Source organism: Clostridium paraputrificum AGR2156, from assembly GCF_000424025.1.
GTDB lineage: Bacteria > Bacillota > Clostridia > Clostridiales > Clostridiaceae > Clostridium > Clostridium paraputrificum.
Window position 1 is genome coordinate 1 of record NZ_AUJC01000006.1, and the last position, 25,641, is coordinate 25,641.

27 protein-coding genes and 1 other annotated feature are annotated in these 25,641 nt (G+C 30.8%); of the genes, 7 read left to right on the forward strand and 20 right to left on the reverse strand.

Annotated features, from left to right (window positions below; genetic code table 11):
* The 8 genes from G594_RS18505 to glyA form a co-directional block, all read right to left on the reverse strand.
* On the reverse strand, window positions 1–203 hold a 203-nt coding region (locus G594_RS18505; protein WP_034866069.1), incomplete at its 3' end, for a hypothetical protein.
* 179 nt (window positions 204–382) lie between these two features.
* Window positions 383–3,025, reverse strand: a complete 2,643-nt coding sequence (locus G594_RS0106720; protein WP_027097880.1) for a valine--tRNA ligase — start codon at window positions 3,023–3,025, stop codon at window positions 383–385.
* A 65-nt stretch (window positions 3,026–3,090) separates the two neighbouring features.
* Window positions 3,091–3,298, reverse strand: a binding site (T-box leader).
* A 49-nt stretch (window positions 3,299–3,347) separates the two neighbouring features.
* Window positions 3,348–3,857, reverse strand: a complete 510-nt coding sequence (locus G594_RS0106725) for a DUF1648 domain-containing protein (protein ID WP_027097881.1) — start codon at window positions 3,855–3,857, stop codon at window positions 3,348–3,350.
* Between the two features lie 105 nt (window positions 3,858–3,962).
* Entirely contained in the window at window positions 3,963–4,208 is a 246-nt protein-coding gene (locus tag G594_RS0106730; RefSeq protein ID WP_034866070.1) for a hypothetical protein, read from the reverse strand.
* Window positions 4,209–4,240: 32 nt separating this feature from the next.
* Entirely contained in the window at window positions 4,241–4,366 is a 126-nt protein-coding gene (locus G594_RS20625) for a CPC_1213 family protein (protein WP_271805043.1), read from the reverse strand.
* Window positions 4,367–4,428: 62 nt separating this feature from the next.
* The gene (locus tag G594_RS0106740; RefSeq protein WP_027097883.1) at window positions 4,429–5,697 is read right to left on the reverse strand and encodes a WD40/YVTN/BNR-like repeat-containing protein; all 1,269 of its coding nucleotides are present in this window, start codon (window positions 5,695–5,697) and stop codon (window positions 4,429–4,431) included.
* Between the two features lie 12 nt (window positions 5,698–5,709).
* A complete protein-coding gene (locus G594_RS0106745) occupies window positions 5,710–6,261 on the reverse strand; it encodes a hypothetical protein (protein WP_027097884.1) in 552 nt (183 codons plus the stop codon).
* Between the two features lie 70 nt (window positions 6,262–6,331).
* The gene (gene glyA / locus G594_RS0106750) at window positions 6,332–7,564 is read right to left on the reverse strand and encodes a serine hydroxymethyltransferase (RefSeq protein WP_027097885.1); all 1,233 of its coding nucleotides are present in this window, start codon (window positions 7,562–7,564) and stop codon (window positions 6,332–6,334) included.
* Between the two features lie 129 nt (window positions 7,565–7,693).
* On the opposite strand from glyA, the gene G594_RS0106755 reads away from it, so the two are divergent.
* From G594_RS0106755 to G594_RS0106770, 4 genes are all read left to right on the forward strand, one after another.
* Window positions 7,694–8,461 (forward strand): threonine/serine exporter family protein, encoded by a 768-nt coding sequence (locus G594_RS0106755; RefSeq protein ID WP_027097886.1) that lies wholly within the window; start codon window positions 7,694–7,696, stop codon window positions 8,459–8,461.
* Window positions 8,461–8,922 carry a threonine/serine exporter family protein gene (locus tag G594_RS0106760; protein WP_027097887.1) on the forward strand — a complete coding sequence of 154 codons (462 nt, stop codon included), beginning with the start codon at window positions 8,461–8,463 and terminating at the stop codon, window positions 8,920–8,922. Before G594_RS0106755 ends, G594_RS0106760 begins: the two co-directional genes overlap by 1 nt.
* Before the next feature lie 233 nt (window positions 8,923–9,155).
* Window positions 9,156–10,031 carry a cation diffusion facilitator family transporter gene (locus G594_RS0106765; protein WP_027097888.1) on the forward strand — a complete coding sequence of 292 codons (876 nt, stop codon included), beginning with the start codon at window positions 9,156–9,158 and terminating at the stop codon, window positions 10,029–10,031.
* Window positions 10,032–10,042: 11 nt separating this feature from the next.
* Entirely contained in the window at window positions 10,043–10,516 is a 474-nt protein-coding gene (locus tag G594_RS0106770) for a L,D-transpeptidase (protein WP_242829708.1), read from the forward strand.
* Window positions 10,517–10,563: 47 nt separating this feature from the next.
* On the opposite strand, the gene G594_RS0106775 is transcribed toward G594_RS0106770, so the two are convergent.
* Complete coding sequence (locus G594_RS0106775; protein WP_027097890.1) at window positions 10,564–10,965, reverse strand: hypothetical protein; 402 nt, start codon at window positions 10,963–10,965, stop codon at window positions 10,564–10,566.
* A gap of 83 nt (window positions 10,966–11,048) precedes the next feature.
* On the opposite strand from G594_RS0106775, the gene G594_RS0106780 reads away from it, so the two are divergent.
* Complete coding sequence (locus tag G594_RS0106780; protein ID WP_027097891.1) at window positions 11,049–11,447, forward strand: DUF2871 domain-containing protein; 399 nt, start codon at window positions 11,049–11,051, stop codon at window positions 11,445–11,447.
* 79 nt (window positions 11,448–11,526) lie between these two features.
* Here the strand turns inward: G594_RS0106780 and G594_RS0106785 are convergent, their stop codons facing one another.
* The 10 genes from G594_RS0106785 to glnA form a co-directional block, all read right to left on the reverse strand.
* Window positions 11,527–12,480, reverse strand: a complete 954-nt coding sequence (locus tag G594_RS0106785) for a calcium/sodium antiporter (protein ID WP_027097892.1) — start codon at window positions 12,478–12,480, stop codon at window positions 11,527–11,529.
* Window positions 12,481–12,523: 43 nt separating this feature from the next.
* Entirely contained in the window at window positions 12,524–12,871 is a 348-nt protein-coding gene (locus G594_RS0106790) for a hypothetical protein (protein WP_155849291.1), read from the reverse strand.
* Between the two features lie 56 nt (window positions 12,872–12,927).
* Window positions 12,928–13,596: a hypothetical protein gene (locus G594_RS0106795; protein ID WP_027097894.1), complete on the reverse strand. Its 669-nt coding sequence runs from the start codon at window positions 13,594–13,596 to the stop codon at window positions 12,928–12,930.
* Between the two features lie 246 nt (window positions 13,597–13,842).
* The gene (locus G594_RS0106800; RefSeq protein ID WP_027097895.1) at window positions 13,843–14,115 is read right to left on the reverse strand and encodes a metal-sensitive transcriptional regulator; all 273 of its coding nucleotides are present in this window, start codon (window positions 14,113–14,115) and stop codon (window positions 13,843–13,845) included.
* 82 nt (window positions 14,116–14,197) lie between these two features.
* A complete protein-coding gene (locus tag G594_RS0106805; protein ID WP_027097896.1) occupies window positions 14,198–15,577 on the reverse strand; it encodes a radical SAM/SPASM domain-containing protein in 1,380 nt (459 codons plus the stop codon).
* Window positions 15,578–15,776: 199 nt separating this feature from the next.
* Entirely contained in the window at window positions 15,777–16,970 is a 1,194-nt protein-coding gene (locus G594_RS0106810; RefSeq protein WP_027097897.1) for an LL-diaminopimelate aminotransferase, read from the reverse strand.
* Window positions 16,954–18,570, reverse strand: a complete 1,617-nt coding sequence (locus G594_RS0106815; RefSeq protein WP_027097898.1) for a CTP synthase — start codon at window positions 18,568–18,570, stop codon at window positions 16,954–16,956. The genes G594_RS0106810 and G594_RS0106815 overlap by 17 nt, the downstream gene beginning before the upstream one ends.
* Window positions 18,563–19,402, reverse strand: a complete 840-nt coding sequence (gene dapF / locus G594_RS0106820; RefSeq protein WP_027097899.1) for a diaminopimelate epimerase — start codon at window positions 19,400–19,402, stop codon at window positions 18,563–18,565. Before dapF ends, G594_RS0106815 begins: the two co-directional genes overlap by 8 nt.
* Before the next feature lie 5 nt (window positions 19,403–19,407).
* Complete coding sequence (locus G594_RS0106825) at window positions 19,408–19,977, reverse strand: ANTAR domain-containing response regulator (RefSeq protein WP_027097900.1); 570 nt, start codon at window positions 19,975–19,977, stop codon at window positions 19,408–19,410.
* A gap of 28 nt (window positions 19,978–20,005) precedes the next feature.
* Entirely contained in the window at window positions 20,006–21,328 is a 1,323-nt protein-coding gene (gene glnA / locus G594_RS0106830; RefSeq protein WP_027097901.1) for a type I glutamate--ammonia ligase, read from the reverse strand.
* 239 nt (window positions 21,329–21,567) lie between these two features.
* Between glnA and asnA the strand changes: the two genes are divergently transcribed.
* Both asnA and G594_RS0106840 read left to right on the forward strand, forming a co-directional pair.
* Complete coding sequence (asnA, locus tag G594_RS0106835; protein WP_027097902.1) at window positions 21,568–22,575, forward strand: aspartate--ammonia ligase; 1,008 nt, start codon at window positions 21,568–21,570, stop codon at window positions 22,573–22,575.
* Window positions 22,576–22,588: 13 nt separating this feature from the next.
* Window positions 22,589–24,685, forward strand: coding sequence for a glutamine synthetase III family protein (locus tag G594_RS0106840; protein WP_027097903.1), 2,097 nt, complete (start codon window positions 22,589–22,591; stop codon window positions 24,683–24,685).
* A 40-nt stretch (window positions 24,686–24,725) separates the two neighbouring features.
* Here G594_RS0106840 and G594_RS0106845 read toward each other — a convergent pair whose 3' ends face one another.
* A complete protein-coding gene (locus G594_RS0106845; RefSeq protein ID WP_027097904.1) occupies window positions 24,726–25,634 on the reverse strand; it encodes a ribonuclease Z in 909 nt (302 codons plus the stop codon).
* Window positions 25,635–25,641 lie beyond the last annotated feature (7 nt).

Consider the following 25,641-nt stretch of genomic DNA (forward strand, 5'->3'; position numbering starts at 1 on the left):
CCTTGAGCTTCACTTGAATAAGCCCATTCTGGAAAGTATCCTACTATTTTTCTCTTAAGTTCATCTGAGTTTTTTTCATTTGTAACGTTAAGCTGTCCATTATCTTTTGCTTCCGTTGCACTAGTACTAACTGTAATTCCTGCTGACGTTAGCGCAACTACTAAAAGTGTCGACAAAAACTGTTTAAACCTTCTAGTTTTCATCTTTCTCCTCCTTTAATAGTTTTTTTGAACTTAACGTTCTACTTTTATTGTAGAATATTCAGAATATTTATTCAATTAATATTTTGTGAATTTTTCTTATTAAAGGTAAGATATGTATTTTTTAGCTTAAAAAGGTGCTATAAGATATAATCTTATAGCACCTAAATAAAACATATTTTTTAATTTAAAGCATCTATTCTTCCTTTTACAGCTTCTAACATTTCAACATACTTTTCTCTTTTAGCTTTTTCTCCATCTACAACTGCTTGTGGAGCCTTAGCTACAAACCCTTGGTTATTAAGCTTCTTGTCAATTCTTTCAATTTCACCTTCAAGCTTCTTAACTTCTTTATTTAATCTTTCAAGTTCCTTTTCTTTATCTACTAAATCAAGAAGTGGCATAAATAATTCTCCACCCTTAACAACAACAGATACAGCATTTGCTGGAACTTCTGACTTATCAGCTATAAATTCAACTTCTGAAGCTGATGCAAGCTTTTCAATATAAGCTGTTCCTGCCATAAATGCATTTTTAGCTTCTTCTCCAATATAGCAAATAACCTTTGCTTTTCTTGAAGGTGGAACATTCATTTCAGCTCTTACATTTCTTAAAGCCTTAACACCTTCTATTACATATCCCATTTCAGTTTCAGCATCAGCATTACTTAGCTCTTCTGAATATTCTGGCCATACTGAAGTTGTTATAGTTTCTTCATCTGTTAAATGAGTATAAATTTCTTCTGTGATAAATGGCATTACTGGGTGTAATAATTTTAATCCTGTAACAAGAACAGTATTTAATACGTTATAAGTTACTCCCTTAGCCTTTTCATCATCTCCGTAGAATACAGGCTTAACAAGTTCTATATACCAGTCGCAGAATTCTGTCCACATGAAGTCATATACCTTTTGTAATGCAATACCAAGTTCAAACTTATCCATGTTTTCAGTAACTTCTTTAACTAATGTGTTCATCTTAGATAATATCCACTTGTCAGCTAATGAATATTCCTTACAATCTGCATACTTATTCATAACTTCCTTATCAAGATTCATCATAACAAATCTAGATGCATTCCAAATCTTATTAGCAAAGTTTCTTGCAGATTCAACTCTTTCTGGATAGTATCTTATGTCATTTCCTGGAGCATTACCAGTAACTAGCATGAATCTTAAAGCATCTGCACCATAAGTGTCTATTACTTCAAGTGGGTCAACACCGTTACCTAGTGACTTACTCATCTTTCTTCCTTCTGAATCTCTTATAATACCGTGAATTAGTACAGTATCAAATGGAGTTTCCTTCATGTTGTGAAGGCCTGAGAATATCATTCTAGCAACCCAGAAGAATATGATATCATATCCAGTAACTAATGTACTTGTTGGGTAGAAGTATTCTAGATCTTCTGTCTTTTCTGGCCATCCTAAAGTTGAGAAAGGCCAAAGTGCTGATGAGAACCATGTATCTAAAACATCATTTTCTTGAGTTAAGTTTTCTGATCCACACTTAGAACACTTACATGGAGCAACTTCTGCAACGTTTATTTCTCCACAGTCTCCACAGTACCATACTGGTATTCTGTGTCCCCACCATAATTGTCTTGAAATACACCAATCTTGAATATTTTCCATCCAGTTGAAGTAAGTCTTTTCAAATCTTTCTGGTACAAACTTAGTCTTCTTTTCTCTAACCACATCTATAGCAGGCTTAGCTAAAGATTCCATCTTTACATACCATTGGTTTGATATCATTGGTTCAACTGTAGTTCCACATCTATCATGAGTTCCTACATTATGAGTGTGAGCTTTAACTTTTACAAGTAATCCTTGCTCTTCTAGGTCCTTAACCATAGCTTTTCTAGCTTCATATCTATCCATGCCTTGGTACTTTCCACCTAGTTCATTTATAATTCCCTTATCATCCATAACCTTAATTTGTGGAAGATCATGTCTTAAACCAACTTGATAGTCATTAGGGTCATGAGCAGGAGTTATTTTAACTGCACCAGTACCAAATTCCATATCAACATAATCATCTGCTATTATAGGAATTTCTCTATTTGTTAAAGGTAGGATTAACATCTTACCTACTAAATCCTTAAATCTTTCATCATTAGGATTAACTGCAACAGCTGTATCTCCTAGTAATGTTTCAGGTCTAGTTGTAGCTATTTCAAGTGAACCTGATCCATCAGCTAGTGGATAGTTAATGTGCCAGAAGAATCCATCTTGTTCTTCATATTCAATTTCTGCATCAGACAATGCAGTTTGACACTTAGGACACCAGTTAGTTATTCTGTTTCCTCTATAGATTAACCCTTCGTTATATAATTTAACGAAAACATGTTTTACAGCCTTATCTAGGTGTTCATCCATAGTAAATGCTTCTCTTGTAAAGTCAGCAGAAACACCCATTTTCTTTAATTGTTGTCTTATCTTTTCTCTATATTCTTCAGTCCACTTCCATACTTCTTCAAGGAAAGCTTCTCTTCCCATTTCCTTCTTATCTAAACCTTGCTTTGCAAGTTCATTAGCAACCTTAACTTCTGTTGCAATTGAGGCATGGTCTTCACCTGGTAACCATAAAGTACAGTAACCTTGCATTCTCTTAAATCTTATAAGCATATCTTGAAGTGTATTATCAAGTGCATGCCCTAAATGCAACTTACCAGTTATATTTGGTGGCGGCATTACTATTGAATAAGGCTTTTTACTCTTGTCTATTACAGGTGTAAAATACTTATTTTCTTCCCAAGTCTTATAAATTCTATCTTCAAACTCTTTAGGATTATAAGTTGTAGATAATTCTTTGTTTTCTAACATATTAATTCCTCCTTTAAGTTAATTGCTTTCTTTATTTTATAAAATAAAAAAGAGCCTTCAATCCAAAAAAGGACGAAGACTCGCGGTACCACCTTTATTCCCACTTTCATGGGCTCTTAATTAAATAACGATTTAGAAAAACCGTCTTTAGCTACTTAAATTTCACTAAAGAAGCTCAAAAGCTACCTTCAAAACCTTCCATATAAGGGCTTACACCTTACCCCTCTCTCTTTGATACTTTCAGTTTTTACTCCTCTTTATCACTGCCATTAAAATTATTAATTTATTTCATAATATATTATTCCACTTTTTTTGTCAATGTTTACTTTAACTTATACATTTTATATATTTTATATCCTAAAGTTATAATTAAAACTACAACAAATACTATAGCAGACCATACTGCTAGTCCTTTAGCTTGTCCTAATGCTACTTGAATACAACTCCACTCTAAAAATGCAAAAAATAATACCATTTCTGTATTCATATAATTTATTAATTCCCTAGCATTTCTATACTGATTTTCTGCATTTTCTCTTGTTATCTTAACGATATAATTATATCCATTAGGAAATAAAGTAAATATCATCATTAGTCCATAAGTTATAGTACATAATATAGGAAATATCATAAGTGTTCCTTTATTGCCCCAATTATCTACTTCACCTGCTCCATTAAAATGAACTGGAATTTCTTTTGGTAAGCCTCCCCAATTGATAACTAAGTATATAATTGAAAATAAAATTCCTAGTACTCCTATAGCTATAACAACCTTTTCCCATAACTTATATTCAACTTTTATTTCCGGCCTTATTGAATCATAATCCTTCATTTCATCCCCCCTAGACTTATTATATTACTAACTAAAAATAAAGGGGAGTAGATATTTGTTTTTCTTGTTCTAAGTAAAATAAATACCTACTCCTTAATACTAAAATCACTTTATATTTAATGCATTAAATATGGCATTAAATTCTTCTTCATTATTATTTATTAATTCAACTAACTTTTCTTTTGTACTTAAATCTTCACCACTTATTATTCCTCCAGCAAGTCTGTGAAATTCACCAAAAACTTTAGGATTATTCTTTGCAAATTCCTCTATTTCAGGTATATGCCTTTCACTCTTTGTTGCAGTTTTCATCCATTCAAGTAATTTATTAATTCTTTCTTCTTTAGTCATTATATATCTCCCCTTATACTTAAATGTAGATATTACTTAAAGGTTCTTGGAGTAAATTCATCACCTTTAGCTTTAGGCTCTCCAAAAACAGCTCTAGAGCTTTCTGCTTGTGGATCATGATTTATGTGTACTTTATTATTTGTTTTCTTTTTTCCCATAATATCACCTCAAGTATAGGTTGTTCTTTTTAGTAATATTTATTCTACTTAATTATGAATAACTATTTTATTACCTCGCCACTATAAGTCCAAGTAAGCCCATTATCCTCACTTACAAATCTTGCAAACTGACTTCCTGCTGCTCCATAATCTCCATCGCTACCTTGACCAACTAAAAGTTCTCCCTTTCCATCCTTAAAAGCTGGTACTAATGGAGTGTCATAGTATACCTTCAAATCTACAGGAATATCCACTTCAACCCTACTCCAGGTTTTTCCTCCATCTACAGTTCTCTCTAATCCTGCATTAGTAGAAATAAATCCTATTTTATCTGTTGAAAATGATATTCCAGTAGATAAACTAGAGCCTCCTTCATCCTCTAACACCCCAATATAATTCCAATTATGGCCACCATCATTACTTGTAAATATAGATGCTGTTTCCCAACTCATTACCCTATCTCCACATAAAAGTGCATACCCAAATCCATCTTCAGTAAATCCAACAAAGCTTGCTCTTACACCAACAATACCAGCTGGTCCTACCTTAACCTTATCCCATGTTAAGCCTTTATCCTCAGATAATATCATATCTCCTGATGGGGATATAAATGCTGTCTTCTCTGGTGTTATATAATAGCTTCCCTTTGGTAACTCAGGCATATAACTTCCCTCTGGCAATTGTGGGTTCCTTCCATTATCTACTATATCTCCTACAAAACCACTATATGTTAGAGATGTATCAACCCACTGTTCTCCTAAATCGTAGGTAACATATATTTTGTCATTTTCTATCTTATAACTACACTTATTAGCTTCAGCTACTACTTCCATCAAATTTATATTGTTATCTAATTGAAGCTCTTTAATTACCTCTTTAGTATCTTTTATATCTATTAATTTATATTTATTTCCATCAATTTTTCTAATTATAAAAGTCCAATTACAATGTATAAGGCCATCATCTCCATAAATCCCCCAGTTTACTAAATCTCCTATATCCCTAGGATTTTTAGGTTCTACTTCAAAAATAGTTGCTACTGCAAAAACCTCATTATCTCCTGCAATAAGCTGACTATTTTTATATTTATAACTAGCTATATTTATATTTTCCTCTTCATAACTTGCATTATTTACATATTTATTTAAATACTCTTCTAACATTGGAACAGCTATATACCTCATTCTTGATGTATCACTATATTCTATAACTGGATATTTTTCTTCATCATTATATTTCCTATTTTTAAAAATATATATAGAAGAAAATATGCAAAATAACAATAAGGCTATAGAAGTACATATTAATATTTTTTCTGTTTTTTCTTTCATTATATTCTCCCCCTATTCACCTAGATTTGCCCCAACTTCAACTAATTCATAAGTTGCTGGCTTATTAGTCTTTTTTATATGATATCTAGTTTTGAATAAAGGTCTACTCTTATCTTTATCCCTATCCTTTAATAAAACTGAATTTTCATCTAATCCATTTGAAGCATAGGTTAGCTCAATAATAAAGTCATTAACATCACCCTTTATCACCTTATGTCTTTCTACACCACCTAACTTTGCATATTCACTCAATTCATTATTAGATTTTGATAAATTAATATGATATCTTTCGCTCATATATACTGCTAATGTAGTGCAGTCATTTGAAGTACTTTCAATAGTTGTTTCGATAAATGGTGGAGTAAATTCTATCACTTCAATACCATTAATACTATCTTCTAAATTATTGTTTTCATCCATATTTGTAGATATAATTTCCATGTCTTTTAATGAGTATTTAAAAATCTTTTGCTTATTTATTGCTTTAATTAAATTGTATCCTAATATTAAGGAGACACATGCTATTAACCCAGTTATTACAATAATATATTTCTTTTTTCTCACTTCTTATTACCTCTCATAATTTTAAATTTATAAACAAAAAAGAGGCTCATATATATGAACCTCCTATATTCTAGTATAATGAATGTTTGTCACAAAGAGCTTCAACCTTTTCTCTTAAAGTAGACAGATCTCCCTCTCTATTTTGTATTGCCTCATCAATTATTTCAGCAATAACTTTCATATCTTCTTCTTCAAAGCCTCTAGTAGTAACTGCTGCAGTACCAATTCTAATACCTGATGTTACAAATGGGCTTCTAGTTTCATTTGGCACTGTATTTTTATTAACAGTAACTCCAATTGTATCTAAAAGATTTTCAACTTCTTTTCCTGTTACATCCTTATTGTTTAAATCAACAAGGATTAGGTGGTTGTCAGTTCCATCAGAAACTAATTTAAATCCTCTATTTACAAGTTCTTCCCCTAAAACTCTACAGTTATTTACTACTTTTGTCATATATTTCTTAAAGCTAGGATCTAAAGCTTCCTTAAAGCATACTGCTTTACCAGCAATAACATGCATTAAAGGTCCACCTTGCATTCCTGGGAATATATTTTTATCTAAATCCTTAGCATACTTTTCTTTGCAAAGGATTAATCCTCCCCTTGGTCCTCTTAAAGTTTTATGAGTTGTAGATGTTACAAAGTCAGCATATGGTACTGGTGATGGATGTAACCCTGCAGCAACTAACCCTGCAATATGAGCCATATCAACCATGAAATATGCACCAACTTCATCTGCAATTTCTCTAAACTTTTTAAAATCAATTATTCTTGCATAAGCACTCGCACCAGCTACAATTAGTTTTGGCTTACATTCTAATGCAATTTTTCTTACTTCATCATAATTAATTCTTTCAGTTTCCTTATCAACGCCATATGATACGAAGTTAAATAATCTTCCTGAAAAATTAACTGGTGATCCATGAGTTAAATGTCCACCATGACTTAAGTCCATCCCTAAAACAGTGTCCCCAGGTTTTAAAATTGTGAAATATACAGCCATATTAGCTTGTGAACCTGCATGAGGTTGAACATTTGCATGCTCAGCTCCAAAAAGTTCCTTAGCTCTATTTCTAGCTATATCTTCAATTTCATCAACAACGTAGCAGCCCCCATAATATCTCTTTCCTGGATATCCTTCTGCGTACTTATTTGTTAAGTATGATCCCATTGCTTCCATAACAGCTTCACTAGCAAAGTTTTCAGATGCAATAAGTTCTATACCTTTTTGTTGTCTGTTTAACTCTTTTTCCATAAGAGCATAAACTTCTTCATCTACCTTTTTTACATTATCAAAATTCATTTTTCCACCCCAATCTAGTTTTTAATAAATTATAGTCTTTATTATACCAATTATCAACCAAAATTTATATAATATTTTCTTCTTATATGCTATAATACTTAAGTAATTTTTACTTTAGGAGTGATATATATGGATATGAACAAGCTCCTACATGTTTCTACATATGCTGGTAGAATAATGCTTGAAAGCGGTGCTGAAACATATAGAGTTGAAGAAACAATATGTAGAATATGCTATTCCTTTGGTGTTGATGAAGCTGATAGTTTTGTAACTCCTACTGGAATAATGGTTTCAATTTGCCATGACAATAAAACATATTCTTTAATAAATAGAGTTAAATCAAGAAGCGTAGACTTAAATAAAATAGATAAAATTAATGAACTTTCAAGAACTTTACAAAGTGAACCTATGGATTTAAGCCATATTTTAAAGCTACTAAAAGAAATAGATAATGGCGAAAGATATTCTATTCCTCTTACATTAGCTTTTTCTGCACTTGCAGCAGGTACATTCTCCATACTTTTTGGAGGAGGCTTTAATGACCTTTTAGCTGCTACTTTTATAGGTTTAATAATAAAAATAGTTACTATAAAGTTCCAAAAACTATCTATAAATGAATTCTTTATTAACTGTATTGGAGGGGCTACTGCAGCTTCACTTACATTACTTTTAGTTATATTAGGATTTAAAATTAATATAGATAAAACTATAATTGGTGCTATAATGCTTCTTGTGCCTGGACTTGCAATTACAAATGCAATTAGAGATACTATAGCCGGTGATTTTTTAGCAGGGTTAACTAAAGCTGCTGAAGCTTTTCTTATAGCTATATCAATTGCTGTCGGATCAGGTGCAATATTAAGTTTCTGGATTAATACTTTAGGAGGTAATATATAATGACAATGGTTTTTGTTCAAACTATGGCATCCTTTATTGCTTCCTGTGGTTTTGGAATTATATTCAATATAAAGGGAAAAAAGTTGTTTTTTGCAGCTATTGGTGGTGGTCTTAGCTGGTTTGTATATGCATTAGGTCTTCATTTAAGCCTTTCTACTATTAGCTCTTTATTTATTTCATCTATATGCTTTAGCGTATATTCAGAAATATTTGCTAGAGTACTAAAAACTCCAGTTACTACCCTAGTAATATGTTGTCTTATTCCACTAGTTCCTGGAGCAGGAATGTATTACACAATGTATGAAGCAATTACCGGAAATGTAACAGGTTCTTTAGAACTTGGATTAAATACACTAGCCTCTTCAGGCACTCTAGTTCTTGGTATTATTTTTGTTTCTACAATTACAAGGTTAATAAATAGAAGGAAGAGTAAAAAAAATTTATTAAATGAAAATAACTAATAGAAGAGAAATTTCATAAAATTTCTCTTCTTTTTTTAACGTCTAGGAAATACATATTTATTTTTCTGTGACTTGGAGCTTGCGACGGAACGAGAAAAATAAATATCTACCTCCATTTTTTCAATTGATAAATGCTATCACTTCCTACTTCTGTAACACTCCTTATATTTATTAATATTATATAAAGAGAAAATTTTCTTTACTTATTCAATTGAGAACTAGGAGATGAATTTATGAAAGATGAAAGGTTAGACATTGGGGTACGTGTAAGTAAAAATACTATTATAGGAAACTTTATCTTAGCATTTATAAAAATACTAATAGGCTTTATAGCTAGAAGTACTGCTATGCTTGCAGATGGAATGCACTCTCTTTCTGATGTGATAACGACAATAGGCGTTATTATTGGTTTAAAGCTATCTCATAAGGAAGCTGATAAGTCTCATCCTTATGGTCATGAAAAAATAGAAAGTATAACTTCATTATTTCTCGCTATTGTTCTTTTTCTTGTAGCAATTAGCATAGGATTCTCTGGAATAATCAAAATAATTAACCATAGCTATGTTACTCCTGGCTTTTCAGCTATAATTGCAGCTATTATTTCAATCATTGTAAAGGAATTAATGTATTGGTATACAATAAAATATGCTAACCAAATTAATAGCCCTTCTTTAAAAGCTGATGCATGGCATCATAGATCTGATGCATTATCATCAGCTGGTGCTTTAATAGGTATAGCTGGTGCTAGAATGGGTTATACTTTTCTAGATCCTCTTGTTGCAATAATAATAGCCTTAGTAATAATTAAAGTTGCTTTTGATATTAGTAAACAAAGTATTTCACAATTAATAGACGAAGCTGCATCTGAAGAAGATATCCAAGTTATAATTGATAGAATCAACTCAATAGATGGAATTTATGAAATAAAGAATTTAAAAACCAGAAAGCATAGCAATAGGCTTTACGTTGATGTTGATATATCTGTGGATGCTACATTAACTGTAGAAGAAGGACATAAAATAGCATTATATGTCCATAATTTAATAGAAGAAGATTCAAGAATAAAGCATTGTATGGTTCATGTAAATCCTTACTATAAAAGTAATTAATGAGGTGTAAATTGAAAATAATCAATTATATATCAAAAAAGTTTTATAGAGCTTCTCCAAATTATACTGAAGAAATATTAGACTATATTAATTCAAAAAATTACTCAAGCTTAACTTCCTATTTAATTTGGGTAGATACAAAGAATTTTAAAACAAATATTTTTAAAGGCAAAACCAATAACTGGACACTAGTACACAGTTATTTATGTACAATAGGCAAAGCCTCTACTCCAACACCTAAAGGAACATATACAGTTGGCATTAAAGGATTATATTTTGGAGTGGAAAAAGGCTATAAATGCTGGTACTATACTCAATTTAAAGGAAACTATCTATTTCATTCAATAATTTATAATTTAGATGGCTCAATAAGAGATGGAAGATTAGGAATGGCTCTTTCAGATGGATGTGTAAGACTTACAAAAGTAAACGCTAAATGGATATATGACAACATTCCAGAAAAAACAAATGTTATAATAAGCTAAAAAGTTGTACTGTAGCGAATTAAAAATATTCCCTACAGTACAACTTTTTATATAACATCCAATTCTACTTGTCCATAAAAGTTAGTAAACTTAATACTTGCATTTATTCTAGTTTTTACATCAGCAGTATATTCAAACTCTTCACTTTTTCTATCATTAAGAATTAAATTTCCACTCTTATCCTTAATAGTTACAAGAACCTCTCCTTTTTCCCCTTCTACATTAAGTAATACTTTAACCTTTTTATTTGCCTCAATCATAAAGACTTTGCTTTTTTCTCCAGTTAGATTTCTACATTCCTTAAAAGATATTGATCCCTTATTTTCCTTCTTAACAGCAACACCTCTTAATGCTGTACTACCTCCCATACCTACGGCTGTTTTATATGCTACTAAGCCTATTACAAATAAACCCGCTGCTAACATAAGTAGAGCTATTATTGTACCCATATATTCATCCCCTCTTTACTTTTTTATTATTTAATGTATAATTAATCTTAGTTAATATTTATTGTTTTTAAGGAGTTAAGCAAATGAAAAAATTATTTAATTTATCATTTATCTATCTTGGACTTGGACTAATCCTTGGTGTTTTCCACAGAGAATTTACTAAGTTCAATAATTTTTCTGGTGAAACAGTTCTTGGAACTGCACACACACATACTTTAGTATTAGGATTTTTATTTTTCCTAATAATATTATTACTTGATAAAAACTTTGATGTTTCATCTTACAAACACTTTAACAAATGGTTAATATCATACAACATAGGATTAATATCCTTAATTGGAACAATAGTATTCCGTGGAGTACTTGAAGTACTTTCTAAGGATTTTGCTGGCCTTCCTCATATGGCAGGTTTAGGACATGCTATATTAGGTGCTTCACTAATTTGGTTTATGATTATACTTAACAAAAAAATCAAAAAATAAATCTTTTTATTTTAGTATATCAAATTTTTATATAGTAAAGAAGAGAGCTACAGATAATATAATCTATAGCTCTCTTCTTTTAGTTTCTCATTATTATATAAGCTAAATATGCTACATATATTCCAACAAGGATTATTCCTTCTAATCTACCAAGCCTTTTATCTTCCTTTTTATTAAAGAATATTAAAGCACCAATAAATAATGTTACTGCAATTAAAATTATGAAGTCTATTAGCATTACCCCTGAAACTGTAATAGGACTAATGGTTGCTGAAGCTCCAAGTATAAGTACTAAATTAAATATATTAGAACCTAGAACATTCCCTAATGCAATATCATTTTCACCCTTTAAAGCTGCAACAATTGATGTTACTAATTCTGGTAAGGAAGTTCCAACAGCCACTATAGTTAGTCCAACTAACTTTTCACTCATTCCTAGAGCATAAGCAATATTTGTAGCTGAATCTACAACTAAATTTCCTCCAAAGACTATTCCTACAACACCTATTAATGATAATAGTATATTCTTTGACATTTTTATTTCAGATGTATTCTCTTCATCTTTAACACTATCTTTTTTAGCAGCCTTAACTAATATAAACATATAAGCAATACATACTACTAATAAGATAATACCACTTATACGTGAAAGCATATTCTCACTCTTAGGTACTAATCCAAAAATAAGGAAACAAGTTAAAATTGTTACTACTAATGTAGCTATGTAATCTCTTTTTATAGTAGATTTTTTTATTAAAAGTGGTGCTACTATAGCTGTTCCACCTAGAACTACTAGTGTATTAAACAAATTAGATCCTAAAACATTTCCTACTGCAATACCATTGTTTCCATTAAAAGAAGAAATCAAACTTACTGCAAGTTCAGGTGCACTTGTTCCTAATGATACAATTGTTAGTCCAACTATTACAGAAGGGATTCCTATTTTTTTAGCTATTGAAGAAGCCCCATCAACAAATATATCTGCTCCCTTAATTAGCAAAAAGAATCCTATAATTAAAATAATAAAGTCCATGAGTTAATTCCTCTACTTTCTTTTGTGAATTTCCTTCTAAATTTTATACTAAATCACTCTTATCCTCAAGAAGTTTTTTACTTCTATTTATAATAACCAAAATTAATATATTACATACTGCTTCTGCCACTACAACAAATATAGCAATTGTCCTTATTACTCCTGCAAAATCTATGTTATATAAAAGAGAGGTCATAATGTGCTCTATGGCAAATAGCGTTAAATAACACACCATAGTAAATCTAATATGCCTTAAAATCGCATTGTCTCCCCTTTCTGCCACCATTGCATAAACCCCTTTTAACAAGTAAAAAACCACATAAATCCAAAGTACAGTAGATACAATATTAAGACTTTCTTTTGCAATAAAAAAATAAATACTATCTTCCATAATTACAGCATCAGAAAGATTCAGTATAAGGTGCGGAAAGATAAATATTAATAATTTTATAATTGATATCCCAATTTAATAGGAAAGCTTTTGATATCTATTTTCTTATTATTAATTTCAATCAAACCATTTTCTAAATATAACTTAAATAACTCATCATCTATTCCTGTAATTTCAATATCATCTTCTACAATAAAACTAGAGTAATTGTAATAGCTATCGTAAAGTGAATCACTCACACTAATAATATTGTTATCTAATAAAGTTAAATCTTTATTTTTAAACTTAATTTCACCAAATTCTATGGCACCTTCTTTTCCTTTAGCTGTAGTATAATTTAACTTTGTTACTTTGGTACCACCAAATAATTTCTTTGTATATTCATCAGAGAATTCCCTTATTGGAATATAAAAATAATTTACTTTATACTTACAACCTATCTCATGATTTAATTCATTATGAAAAAGACCAGTTGAACTTCCAGGATAACTGTACATATTAAGAATATCAAATTCTTCCTCTCCTAATTCAGGAAATACAACTCTTTCTATCTTATCTTCTTCATCACTTGTAAAATAAGAAATAAGAGCTAATTCATTATCTCCATAGCTATAACAAAACAAAGGTTCATTGATACGAGTATTCATAAAATAAATCATATTTACTCCCCATGAAAAAATAATTAAAGCTATTACTCCCAAAAGCATTTTTTTATTAACTTTCATTATTATCATCCCTAGTATAATTTTAACTTGCCCAACTTATTTTTGCTATATATTTGTATATTTATAACAATATTTAAATATTTCTTTAAATCATAAAAAAGGTGGAATGGATATTTATTTTTCGCGTTCCGTCGCAAGCTAGAAGTCACAGAAAAATATATCTATTCCCCCACATACTAAAGGTAACTTTCCTAGACAGTAAAAGAGAAGCTCTATTAGAACTTCTCTTTTATATCTTGGATTATATTATTTCATAAATGTATTCATTGTTTTAATTAACTCTTGTAATTTTTCTTTATCCTCAGAGTTTTCATCAAGGGATAAACAATTCATTGCATAGTTTTCTAGCATTAATGCGCCCACTTTATTAATAGCTGATCTAATAGCAGAAATTTGTATAAGAACATCCTTACAGCATACATTCTTATCCACCATTCCTTGGATTCCTTTTACTTGACCTTCTATTCTTTTTAATCTATTTAAAATATCCTTATTTAATTTATCTTTGTCGTTACTCATTATTATTCCTCCTTATACCCTATATCGGTATATTTATAGTTTATCCTAAAAATAAAAAATGATAAATACCTAACTATATATTTTATCCCTTAGAAAACTCATCATTACCTTTACAATTGAAATCTTTTTTCCAAGCTTCATCGGCATATGGCTTAAATTCACTTGCTAAAGTATCTAACTTTTCTTTAAAATATTTATCATTTAGCATAGCATTTGCACTGGCATCTGTGGTATATGCATTAACCTTAGCTGCAATTTCTCTTATTACATTAGGGTTATCTATCATCATGCATGGCATTAACATATTTTTATTATAGGGTTGCCTATTTCTTAATTCCTTAAACATATTGCATCTAAATACATCTATAAGCTTTTTATCCTTTATGTTATCTGTAGCAATATGAGCAAATATACATGGTTCTACATCACCACTAGAATTTATATGACAATAGTACTTTCCTGCTATACATCCTCCTACATAAGGAGCATCATTAAAGAAATCTATTGTAAAGTAAGGCTTTGTAGTTCTTATTTTTCTAGTTCTTCTACCAAGGTCTATTCTTTGACTTGGAGTTAGCATATCCTTTACATTAGGCTTGTCTCCAACAGGCATATAAATAAAATACCAACTCATTAAGGATCCTTTCTTTATAAGCATATCAATGAACTCTTCAGAACTTACCTTATCTATATTATGAGTTGATGTAGCTGAAGAAACGCCAAAAGGTATTCCCCTATTCCTTAATAAATCCATACCTTCCATTACTTTTTTAAATATTCCTTTTCCCCTTCTACTATCAGTTTCCTCTTCAAAACCTTCTAAAGAAAACATAGGCATTACATTTCCAAGCTTACATAATTTATCAGCTACCTCATCATTAAATAGGGTTCCATTTGTAAACGGAGTAAAGTAAACATCATTATATTTCTCATATATTTTATACATATAATCTACAAAAAAAGGTTCTCCCCCTAATATAATCATATAATGTATTCCTAACTCTCTAGCTTCTCCAACTATTCTATCCACCTCTTCATATGAAAGTCCTGAATCTTTAGGATAATCTGCTGCATAGCACCCAGTACATCTAAGATTACATCTCATTGATGGACTTAATAATAGTACAAAAGGAATCTTTGTATCTTCACTTTCCATCCACTTTCCTCTTTTAGGTACTCCACTCCATATAGCATTAGCCAAAAAATTCTTAAAAAACTTTTGTAAACAGTTTGAATTTGTGGTGGAAAGTATATGATTTATCTCTTCCTTTATAGAAGGTACTTCATTATAGTATTTCTCTATACTCTCTATAGCATCTTTACTTTCTGTATTTCTTGATAATGCCTTAATAACACTAAATAACTTGTCTACATTCTTTTCTGGATTCTTTTCTAGGATTCTACAAACCTGAGAAATAATCACCTCCCTACTTTCCTTTCCGATGGTTTCAATTATGTTCATAGCATTACCTCCTTATAATCTTACAATGACTATTAGTCATTATAAAATTATATTCATTTTCCAAAGAATGAATACCTAAAAATATAAAAAGTAAGCTTAAAATATAATTTCTAAGCTTACTTTAAAATCTTTAATATATATTTATTTATACTTTTCTTTATTTTAACAACTATGTCTATAACCTTTTTCTCTTTAGATACTACTTTAAATCATTTAACGCTTTAAACACTCTTTGTGAAGCTTCCTCTATATCTTCTCTATCTCCAAAGCAACTAAATCTGAAGCGTCCTTCACCATTTTCACCAAAGCCTTCTCCTGGAGTTCCAACAACATTTGCTTCTGTTAATAGAAAATCAAAAAACTCCCAAGATGACATTTTGTTTGGACATTCAATCCATATATATGGTGAATTTACTCCTCCAGTATAAGAAATTCCAAGTTCATCAAAGACTTTAGATATTATCTTAGCATTTTCTTTATAATAATCTATTACTTCCTTTACCTTCTCTCTTCCCTCTTTAGAGAATACTCCTGAAGCAGCCTTTTGAACAACATAAGATACCCCATTAAATTTAGTTGTTTGTCTTCTAAGCCACAACTTGTTTAACTTAACTCCTTCACATTCTAATTCTAAAGGAACTATTGTATAACCGCATCTCATTCCTGTAAAGCCAGCTGTTTTAGAAAGGGAACATACTTCAATTGCACATTCTTTTGCCCCTTCTATTTCATATATACTTCTTGGAATTTCTGGGCTAGATATAAAAGCTTCGTATGCTGCATCGAAAAGGATTATTGCTCCAATTTCCTTTGCATATTGAACCCACTTTTCTAATTGTTCCCTATTGTATGCTGCACCTGTAGGATTATTAGGTGAACATAAATATATTATATCTCCTTTAACATTGAAATCTGGTAATGGAAGATAATTATTTTCTGCATTACAGTTCATATATTCTATTTTTCTTCCATCCATAATATTAGTATCTACATATACAGGATACACTGGATCTGGTATTAAAACTATATTATCCTTTGAGAAAATATCTAATAAATTTCCCAAATCACTTTTAGCTCCATCACTTATAAATATTGATTTTTCATCTAGCTGAACACCAAATTCACTATAATATCCCCTAATACCTTCTCTTAGGAAATCATACCCTTGTTCAGGACCATACCCTTTAAAGGAATCTTTTTTTGCCATTTCTTCAACACCAGTTTTTAATGAATTAATTACTGGCTCTGATAATGGTAAAACTACATCTCCTATTCCAAGAGATATAACTCTTTTATCAGGATTCTTTTCTTTATAAGCTTTAACCTTTTTAGCTATTGTTGAAAATAAATAGCTATCTTTTAAACTTAAATAGTTACTATTGATCTTTACCATACTCCCCCTCCTTGGATGCTTTTACTAATCCCACAAATAACGGATGTGGTCTATTTGGACGTGATAAAAACTCTGGGTGGTATTGAGCTGCAACAAAGAAGTCATTCTTATCTATTTCTACAACTTCAACTAAACTTCCATCTGGAGAAACACCACTTAATGTCATACCCTTTTCTTCAAACATTGCTCTATACTTATTATTAAACTCAAACCTATGTCTATGTCTTTCTTCTATTCTATCTCTTCCATATAATTCTTTTAATTTACTACCATCTTTTATAGCACAAGGGTATAAGCCCAATCTCATTGTTCCACCCTTATACTCAACACCTAGTTGATTATTCATTAAGTCTACAACTGGGTTCTTACATACTTCATCAAACTCCCTTGAATTAGCATCCTTTAAACCTAAAACATTTCTTGCAAACTCAATTACAGCAGTTTGCATACCTAAGCAAATTCCTAAGAAAGGTAAATTATTTTCTCTAGCATACCTTATCGCTTCAATTTTCCCCTCTATTCCTCTATTACCAAAACCACCTGGTACAACTATACCACTGCAATTCCTTAGCATTTCTTTAACTGTTTCTCTTGTTACCTCTTCACTATCAATCCATTGTATATCTATGTTTACTCCATTTTCATAACCTGCATGCTTTAAACTTTCTGCTACAGAAATATATGCATCATGAAGTTGTACATACTTCCCTACTATTCCAATTTTAACTTCCTTATCACAGGCTTTAATTTTCTTAACCATAGCTTCCCATTCAGTTAAGTTGGATTTAGTATTTTTAATTCCTAATTCTCTGCATACAATCTCAGAAAATCTATTCTTTTCAAGCATTAATGGTGCTTCATATAATACTGGTACAGTTCTGTTTTCTATTACACAATCCTCTTTTACATTGCAGAACATTGCAATTTTATTTCTTACTGACTCATTTAATTCTATGTCACATCTACACATAATAATGTCTGGTTTTATTCCCAAACCTTGCAACTCTTTTACACTATGTTGTGTTGGTTTAGTCTTTAATTCCTCTGACCCTAATATGTATGGAACTAAAGTAACATGTATAAACAAACAATTTTCACGTCCTACTTCTAATGAAACTTGCCTTATAGCCTCTAGGAATGGAAGTGATTCTATGTCACCTACAGTTCCTCCAATCTCAGTAATAATCACATTTGAATTGGTATTATTTCCCAGTAAATAAACTTGGTTTTTAATCTCATTTGTAATGTGTGGTATTACTTGAACCGTTTCTCCTAAGTATTCCCCTTTTCTTTCTTTATTTAAAACATTCCAATATACCTTACCTGTTGTAATATTAGAATATTTATTTAAGCTTTCATCAATAAACCTTTCATAATGCCCTAAATCTAAATCCGTTTCTGCACCATCATCTGTTACAAAAACCTCACCATGTTGAAAGGGGCTCATTGTTCCAGGATCAATATTAATATATGGGTCAAACTTTTGAGCTGCTACCTTTAATCCTCTACTTTTTAAAAGTCTTCCTAAGGATGCTGCTGTTATACCTTTTCCAAGGCCTGATACAACTCCACCTGTTACAAAAATATACTTTTTACTCATCTTCTATCCTTCCTTCGTACACAAATTCTGCAGGTCCTTCCATATAAACATCTCCCTGTGAAGTATAATTTATAATTAATTCTCCACCTAAAAGCCCAACCTTTATATCACTATCTCTCTTACAATATCCGTTTATAACTGAAGCTACAACAGAAGCACATGCCCCTGTTCCACAAGCAAGGGTTTCACCACTTCCTCTTTCCCAAACTCTCATTTTTATATATTTTTCATTAATAATTTCCACAAATTCTGTATTAATTCTATCTGGAAAAATTTCATTATTCTCAAAATATGGTCCTATTTTTTCTAAATCTAAGTTATGAATATTATCCATAAATACTACACAATGAGGATTTCCCATTGATAGGCATGTAATATTATATTTTTCTTTATTAATAATTAACTCTCTATTTATAACTTCTTCTTCATCTGATATAACCGGAATATTTTTTGCCTCTACAATAGGTTTTCCCATATTTACTTTTACAGATACTACTTTTTCATTTACTACCTTTAAATCTAATACCTTAATTCCTGATAGAGTTTCTAGTTTAATACTTGTTTTTTTAGTTAGCCCCTTCTCATATAAGTATTTACCAACACATCTTGATGCATTGCCACACATCTTTCCTTCTGATCCATCAGCATTAAACATTCTCATTCTAAAATCTGCCTTATCTGATGGCAATATAAGCACAATACCATCTCCACCAGCTCCAAAGTGTCTATCACTTAACTTAATTGATAATTCCCCTGGATTTTTTATTTTCTCTTCAAAGCAATTAAAATATATATAATCATTTCCTATACCATGCATCTTTGTAAATTTCATAATATCTATACCCCATATCTTTTAATAATTTTATCTGCCACCTCTCTACGAGTTATTCTTTCATTCATAGCATGCTTTTCTATAACTCTATGAGCTTCTTCCTCCGTTATGTTATTATATTGAATTAACAAACATTTTGCTCTATCTATTCTCTTTATATCTTCTACTTTTCTTTTTAATGTGCTTTGCTCCTTTTTTAACGCCCTAAATCTCCTTAAAGAGGTAAAAACAAATTTTACTCCTTGATAAAATATTGATTTTGTAAAAGGCTTTGATATAACAAATACTCCATAATCTTCAACCTTAGCACTAATCATATCAGCACTTTCACTTTTAACCATAAGTATAACCCCAATAGTTCCTCCTTCTGCTATTTTAATAGCTAAATCATTACCAAATTCATCAGTAAGAGGTGTATCAATTATAACCATATTATATTCATCTACAAGTATTCTTCTCCTTGCAGCTCCACTATTATTTTCAGTGTCAACATGGATATATCCCATATCTTTTAAATTGTCAGTATATACTTTTCTTCCTTTTTCAGAACTACAAACTACAAGTATCTTATCCATATAACACCTCCCACGCTAGCACATCTAATTAAAGTTTAATAAAGTAATTATTTATTTCCCAATCACTTACTTCATCATTTTGAACACATTTTTCTTCGTAATGCTTCCATTCATTCTTTTTATTCTCGATAAACTTATTAAAAACAAAATCTCCTAATGACTCTTTTACAAATGTACTTTTTTCCATTATATTTATAGCTTCCCCAAGATTATCTGGAAGACTATCAATATCATTTTCTAATAGACTTGAATACATATTTTTATCAACAGGAGCTATAAGTTTTTTATTCTTCTCTATGCCTTCAAGACCTGCCTTTAATAATAAAGAAAAAGCCATATATGGATTGCATGTACAATCTGCACTTCTAAGTTCCATCCTACAGTACTTATCCTTTGATGCTGGTATTCTTATAAGCTGTGATCTATTATTGTGTGACCATGTTATATATTTAGGTGCTTCATATCCCCCAAATCTTTTATATGAATTTACAGTAGGATTTAAAACTGCTGTTATCTCTTTAATACGCCCTAAAATTCCAGCTATAAAACTTTCTGCATTTTTATTATGATTTACATCAGTTAAGAAAATATTATCCTCATCCTTAAACAAGGATAAATTTATATGAAGACCTGAACCACTCTTATCTATAAATGGTTTAGGCATAAAACTTCCATGTAGCCCATTTAATGATGCTATTGTTTTTACTACATTTTTAAAAGTTATAAAATTATCAGCGGAAGCTAGAGATCCATCATACATAAAATCAATTTCATTTTGCCCTGGTCCTGATTCATGATGAGAACTTTCTGGAGTTAATCCCATATCCTCAAGTGTAAGGCAAATTTCTCTTCTTACATTCTCTCCCTTATCAAAAGGTGCAACATCAAAATATCCAGCTAAATCATGAGGAATTAATATTGGGTCTCCTTCATCATCCCTTTTAAACAAGTAGAATTCACATTCTGGTCCAACCTTAGATAAATATCCTTTACTCCAAAGTTCATCTTCTGTTTTTTTAAGTATATATCTCGTATCTCCCTCAAAGATTTCCCCATTAGGCTTTTTAATATAGCAAAAGAATCTTGCCACCCTACCTTCCTGTGGTCTCCAAGGTAATATTGTTAATGTTGATGGGTCTGGATATAAGAATAAATCTGACTCTTCTATATCTAAAAATCCCTTTATAGATGAAGCATCAAAGCTTATTCCATACTTAAAAGCCCTTTCTAATTGAGAGGACATTATTGATATATTTTTTAATTCCCCCAATATATCACAAAATTGAAGTCTAATAAATTTAATATCATTATCATCTACAAACTTGATGATTTCACTTATTGTTCTATCCATAATTACCCTCCTTAATGTCTCTATAAACAAAAAAAGACGTCACTAAACCTGCGAATCACTCACAAACTTAGAACGCCTTTGTCCTATTAACATTTTATTCCTTAGATATTTTTTTGTCAATATTTTAAAAAAGTATTGACTATTTATTTCCATCAAGAATATAATGAACTAAAGCAAAGACGCTATAGGATTAATTTCCTAGGGCGTCTTTTTTTATTTTAAAAGGGGGCTATATATATATGAGTAAAACATTCATTCCTAACAACTATGAACCTAAACTTGATTTATTTCAAACACAAATGGCTATTGAAATTATAAAAAGTAAATTTCAAAAAGAACTTGGGGAAAAGTTAAATTTAAAGAGAGTATCTGCACCACTATTTGTAGATCCTACAACAGGAATTAATGACAACTTAAATGGATACGAACGTCCAGTAAGTTTCGATATTAAGGAAACTGGAACTTACGCAGAAGTAGTACACTCTCTTGCTAAGTGGAAACGTATGGCACTATTTAAATATGGTTTTAAAGAGTTAACAGGTCTTTATACTGATATGAATGCAATACGTAGAGATGAAGAAATGGATAACCTTCACTCAATATATATTGATCAGTGGGATTGGGAAAAGATAATTACTAAAGAAACACGTAATATTGAGTATTTGAAGGATACAGTAAAAAACATTGTTTCTGCAATCTGTAATACCTTGGATTCATTAAAAGTAATTTATCCTGAAATTACAACCACTCTTTCTAATGATGTTACTTTTATTACCACAGAAGAACTATATAATCTTTATCCAGAGCTAACTCCTAAAGAGAGAGAAAATGAATTTGTAAAAACTCATAAAACCTCTTTCATAATGAAAATTGGAGATCTTCTACCTAATGGTAAAAAGCATGATGGACGTGCTCCTGACTATGATGACTGGGCATTAAATGGAGATATATTATTTTGGAATGATATTTTAGAATGTGCCTTTGAGGTTTCTTCAATGGGAATAAGAGTAGATAAAACCTCCCTTGAAGAACAGTTAGTTAAAAGTGGATGCGAAGATAGAAAGAACCTACCTTTTCATAAGATGATTCTTAATGAAACCTTGCCACTAACTTTAGGTGGTGGAATTGGACAATCTAGACTCTCCATGCTTCTACTTGGAAAAGCACATATAGGAGAAGTTCATTCATCAATTTGGGATAAAGATACCCTAAAAATTTGTAAAGAAAATAATATAAACTTGCTATAGGAGGGATTTATAAATGAATAAAGATTATGTACCTAATTTATTTGGAAGCATGGTTTTCAATGAAAAAATAATGAAAGAAAGATTACCAAAACAAACTTACAAGGAACTAAAATCTTGTATTGATAAGGGTAAAGCTCTTAATATAAATGTGGCAAATATTGTAGCATGTGCCATGAAAGACTGGGCATTAGAAAAAGGTGCTACTCACTTTACACACTGGTTCCAACCAATGACAGGAATAACAGCTGAAAAGCATGATTCCTTTATTTCACCAATTGAAGATGGACAAATAATTATGGAATTTTCAGGTAAAGAATTAATTAAGGGGGAACCTGATGCTTCAAGTTTCCCAAATGGTGGCTTAAGGGTAACCTTTGAAGCTAGAGGTTATACAGCATGGGACCCCACTTCATATGCCTTTATAAAAGATAATACTTTATGTATACCAACTGTCTTCTACTCATATAGCGGGGAAGCTTTAGACAAAAAAACTCCTCTACTTCGTTCCATGGAAGCAATAAACAAACAAGCTTTAAGAGTATTAAATTTATTTGGTAATGAAGATGTTAAGAGTGTTATAACAACTGTTGGACCTGAACAAGAATACTTTATAATTGATAAAGATCTTTACTTAAAGAGATTAGACTTAATATTAACAGGACGTACTTTACTAGGTGCAAAAGCGCCTAAAGGGCAAGAACTTGAAGATCACTATTTTGGTATTATAAAACCTAGAATAGCAGCTTTTATGGAAGAATTAGATAAGGAATTATGGAAGCTTGGAGTACTTGTAAAGACTAAACACAATGAAGTTGCGCCTGCCCAACATGAGCTTGCTCCTATATTTACTACAACTAATTTAGCTACAGATCACAACCAATTAACTATGGAAACTATGAAGAAGGTTGCTGATAAACATGGTTTAGTATGTTTACTTCATGAAAAACCCTTTGAAGGTATAAATGGTTCAGGAAAGCACAATAACTGGTCTTTATCTACTGATAATGGTCAAAACCTTTTAGAACCTGGAAAAACTCCAGCTAAAAATGCTCAATTTTTAACTTTCCTATGTGCAGTAATTAAAGCTGTGGATGAATATCAAGATTTACTAAGAATATCTGTGGCCAATGCTGGAAATGACCATAGATTAGGTGCTAATGAAGCTCCACCAGCTATAGTTTCAATGTTCTTAGGTGATGAGCTTTCAGGTATATTAGATGCTATTGAAAATAATGAAAAGTACTCAGCTAAAGACAAGGTAGAAATGGAACTTGGAGTTGATGTCCTTCCTAGATTTCCTAAAGATACAACAGATAGAAATAGAACATCTCCTTTTGCATTTACAGGTAATAAGTTTGAATTTAGAATGCTTGGCTCTACCTTCTCTGTCTCTGGACCAAATGTAATCTTAAATACAATTGTTGCTGAAGCTCTTTCTTCCTTTGCAGATGAACTTGAAGGGGCAACTGATTTTAAGAAAGCTTTAAATTCATTAATTAAAAAGACTCTAAAAGACCATAAGAGAATTATATTTAATGGAAATAATTACTCTGATGAATGGATTCAAGAGGCAGAAAAGAGAGGTTTATTAAACTTAAGAACTACAGTTGATGCTCTTCCTTACTTCATTAAGGATAAAAATATAGCTTTATTTGAAAAGCATAATATATTTACTGAAACAGAAATTCGTTCAAGATATGAAATATTACTTGAAAATTACTCAAAAATTATAAATATTGAGGCACTAACAATGGTGGATATGATAAGGAAAGAAATACTACCTGCTGTTACTAATTACATGAAAAATTTAAGTGATACAATTATAGCTAAAAAGTCTATTGGCTTAAGTAACTGCTGTGATATGGAAAGAGGAACCTTAACTAATATATCTAACCTAGCTAATAATTTATATACCGAAATAGAAAAGCTAGATAGCCTTTTAAGAAGGGTTGATGACTATTCAGATCCACTATCAGTTGCAGACTTCTATAAATCATTAATTATACCTGCTATGGAAAAAGCTAGATCCTATGCTGACAGTCTTGAATTATTAGTAGGCAAAGAATATTGGCCAATACCAACTTATGCAGACTTACTATATAAAATATAAGTTTACCAAAGGCGTAATTCTAAATAGAATTACGCCCTTATTATTCCCTATAACTAATTGTCTTTAATTCTCCATCATAAGCAATAGATGAATTTTCAAAAACCTCTTTAGCATTATGAATAAAATCCTGAGGATTTGGAAGTGATGGACTAAAATGAGTTATTTTAAGTTCCATACATTCCCCTAACTTTGCAAGTGTTGCACTTTCTCTAAAAGTCATGTGCTTATTTTTTAAAGCTTTATCCAAATCATTATCGTCACCATAGTTACCCTCACAAATAAACAAATCACTATCTTTAATAAATTCAGGTATTTCTTTTATAGGCCTTGTGTCTGTAATATATGATAATTTTATTCCCCTTCTCTCATGGCCTAACACCATTTCCTTTGTATATATGCTCCCCTCATATTCAATTTCCTCTTCATTCTTTTGAAGCTTTGACCACAAAATCTTTGGAACATTATTTTCTTCTGCCTTTTCCCTATCAAACTTTCTTCTTCTCTTAAAATAGAAGCTGTATCCAACACAATTAGTTGAATGTTCCAATTCTAATGAAGAAATAATAATTTCATCACTTAGCACTATTTTTTCTGTTTTCACCTCAATAACCTCTAATTCATAGGGTAAATATGGGTTAATAATATTTAATCCATCCACTACTTTTTTTAGCCCTACAGGACCTATTATTTTTACCTTCTCTCTTCTATCACTATTTCCCATAGTAGATAATAGCCCTGGAAGTCCTATTACATGATCACCATGTACATGTGTTATACATATACAATCAATATTCTTAAATCCTAACCCACCTTCTCTAATAGCTACTTGTGTTCCTTCTCCACAATCAATTAATATCTTTCTTCCATTATAAGCAACCATTAAAGCTGCTAAATGTCTATTAGGTAAAGGTATATTTCCTAGTGTTCCCAAAAAACATAAATCAACCATCTTATCA

Bases quoted from the DNA above. Each gene is read 5' to 3' on its own strand.
- G594_RS0106825 (WP_027097900.1), bottom strand. From the start codon at position 19,977: ATGGATAAGATACTTGTAGTTTGTAGTTCTGAAAAAGGAAGAAAAGTA.
- glnA (WP_027097901.1), bottom strand. From the start codon at position 21,328: ATGGATAGAACAATAAGTGAAATCATCAAGTTTGTAGATGATAATGAT.
- G594_RS0106720 (WP_027097880.1), bottom strand. From the start codon at position 3,025: ATGTTAGAAAACAAAGAATTATCTACAACTTATAATCCTAAAGAGTTT.
- G594_RS0106775 (WP_027097890.1), bottom strand. From the start codon at position 10,965: ATGGGTACAATAATAGCTCTACTTATGTTAGCAGCGGGTTTATTTGTA.
- G594_RS0106800 (WP_027097895.1), bottom strand. From the start codon at position 14,115: ATGAGTAACGACAAAGATAAATTAAATAAGGATATTTTAAATAGATTA.
- asnA (WP_027097902.1), top strand. From the start codon at position 21,568: ATGAGTAAAACATTCATTCCTAACAACTATGAACCTAAACTTGATTTA.
- G594_RS0106755 (WP_027097886.1), top strand. From the start codon at position 7,694: ATGGATATGAACAAGCTCCTACATGTTTCTACATATGCTGGTAGAATA.
- G594_RS20625 (WP_271805043.1), bottom strand. From the start codon at position 4,366: ATGGGAAAAAAGAAAACAAATAATAAAGTACACATAAATCATGATCCA.
- G594_RS0106815 (WP_027097898.1), bottom strand. From the start codon at position 18,570: ATGAGTAAAAAGTATATTTTTGTAACAGGTGGAGTTGTATCAGGCCTT.
- G594_RS0106810 (WP_027097897.1), bottom strand. From the start codon at position 16,970: ATGGTAAAGATCAATAGTAACTATTTAAGTTTAAAAGATAGCTATTTA.
- G594_RS0106760 (WP_027097887.1), top strand. From the start codon at position 8,461: ATGACAATGGTTTTTGTTCAAACTATGGCATCCTTTATTGCTTCCTGT.
- dapF (WP_027097899.1), bottom strand. From the start codon at position 19,402: ATGAAATTTACAAAGATGCATGGTATAGGAAATGATTATATATATTTT.
- G594_RS0106730 (WP_034866070.1), bottom strand. From the start codon at position 4,208: ATGACTAAAGAAGAAAGAATTAATAAATTACTTGAATGGATGAAAACT.
- G594_RS0106780 (WP_027097891.1), top strand. From the start codon at position 11,049: ATGAAAAAATTATTTAATTTATCATTTATCTATCTTGGACTTGGACTA.
- G594_RS0106765 (WP_027097888.1), top strand. From the start codon at position 9,156: ATGAAAGATGAAAGGTTAGACATTGGGGTACGTGTAAGTAAAAATACT.
- G594_RS0106725 (WP_027097881.1), bottom strand. From the start codon at position 3,857: ATGAAGGATTATGATTCAATAAGGCCGGAAATAAAAGTTGAATATAAG.
- G594_RS0106785 (WP_027097892.1), bottom strand. From the start codon at position 12,480: ATGGACTTTATTATTTTAATTATAGGATTCTTTTTGCTAATTAAGGGA.
- G594_RS0106790 (WP_155849291.1), bottom strand. From the start codon at position 12,871: ATGGAAGATAGTATTTATTTTTTTATTGCAAAAGAAAGTCTTAATATT.
- G594_RS0106795 (WP_027097894.1), bottom strand. From the start codon at position 13,596: ATGAAAGTTAATAAAAAAATGCTTTTGGGAGTAATAGCTTTAATTATT.
- G594_RS0106740 (WP_027097883.1), bottom strand. From the start codon at position 5,697: ATGAAAGAAAAAACAGAAAAAATATTAATATGTACTTCTATAGCCTTA.
- glyA (WP_027097885.1), bottom strand. From the start codon at position 7,564: ATGAATTTTGATAATGTAAAAAAGGTAGATGAAGAAGTTTATGCTCTT.
- G594_RS0106805 (WP_027097896.1), bottom strand. From the start codon at position 15,577: ATGAACATAATTGAAACCATCGGAAAGGAAAGTAGGGAGGTGATTATT.
- G594_RS0106840 (WP_027097903.1), top strand. From the start codon at position 22,589: ATGAATAAAGATTATGTACCTAATTTATTTGGAAGCATGGTTTTCAAT.
- G594_RS0106845 (WP_027097904.1), bottom strand. From the start codon at position 25,634: ATGGTTGATTTATGTTTTTTGGGAACACTAGGAAATATACCTTTACCT.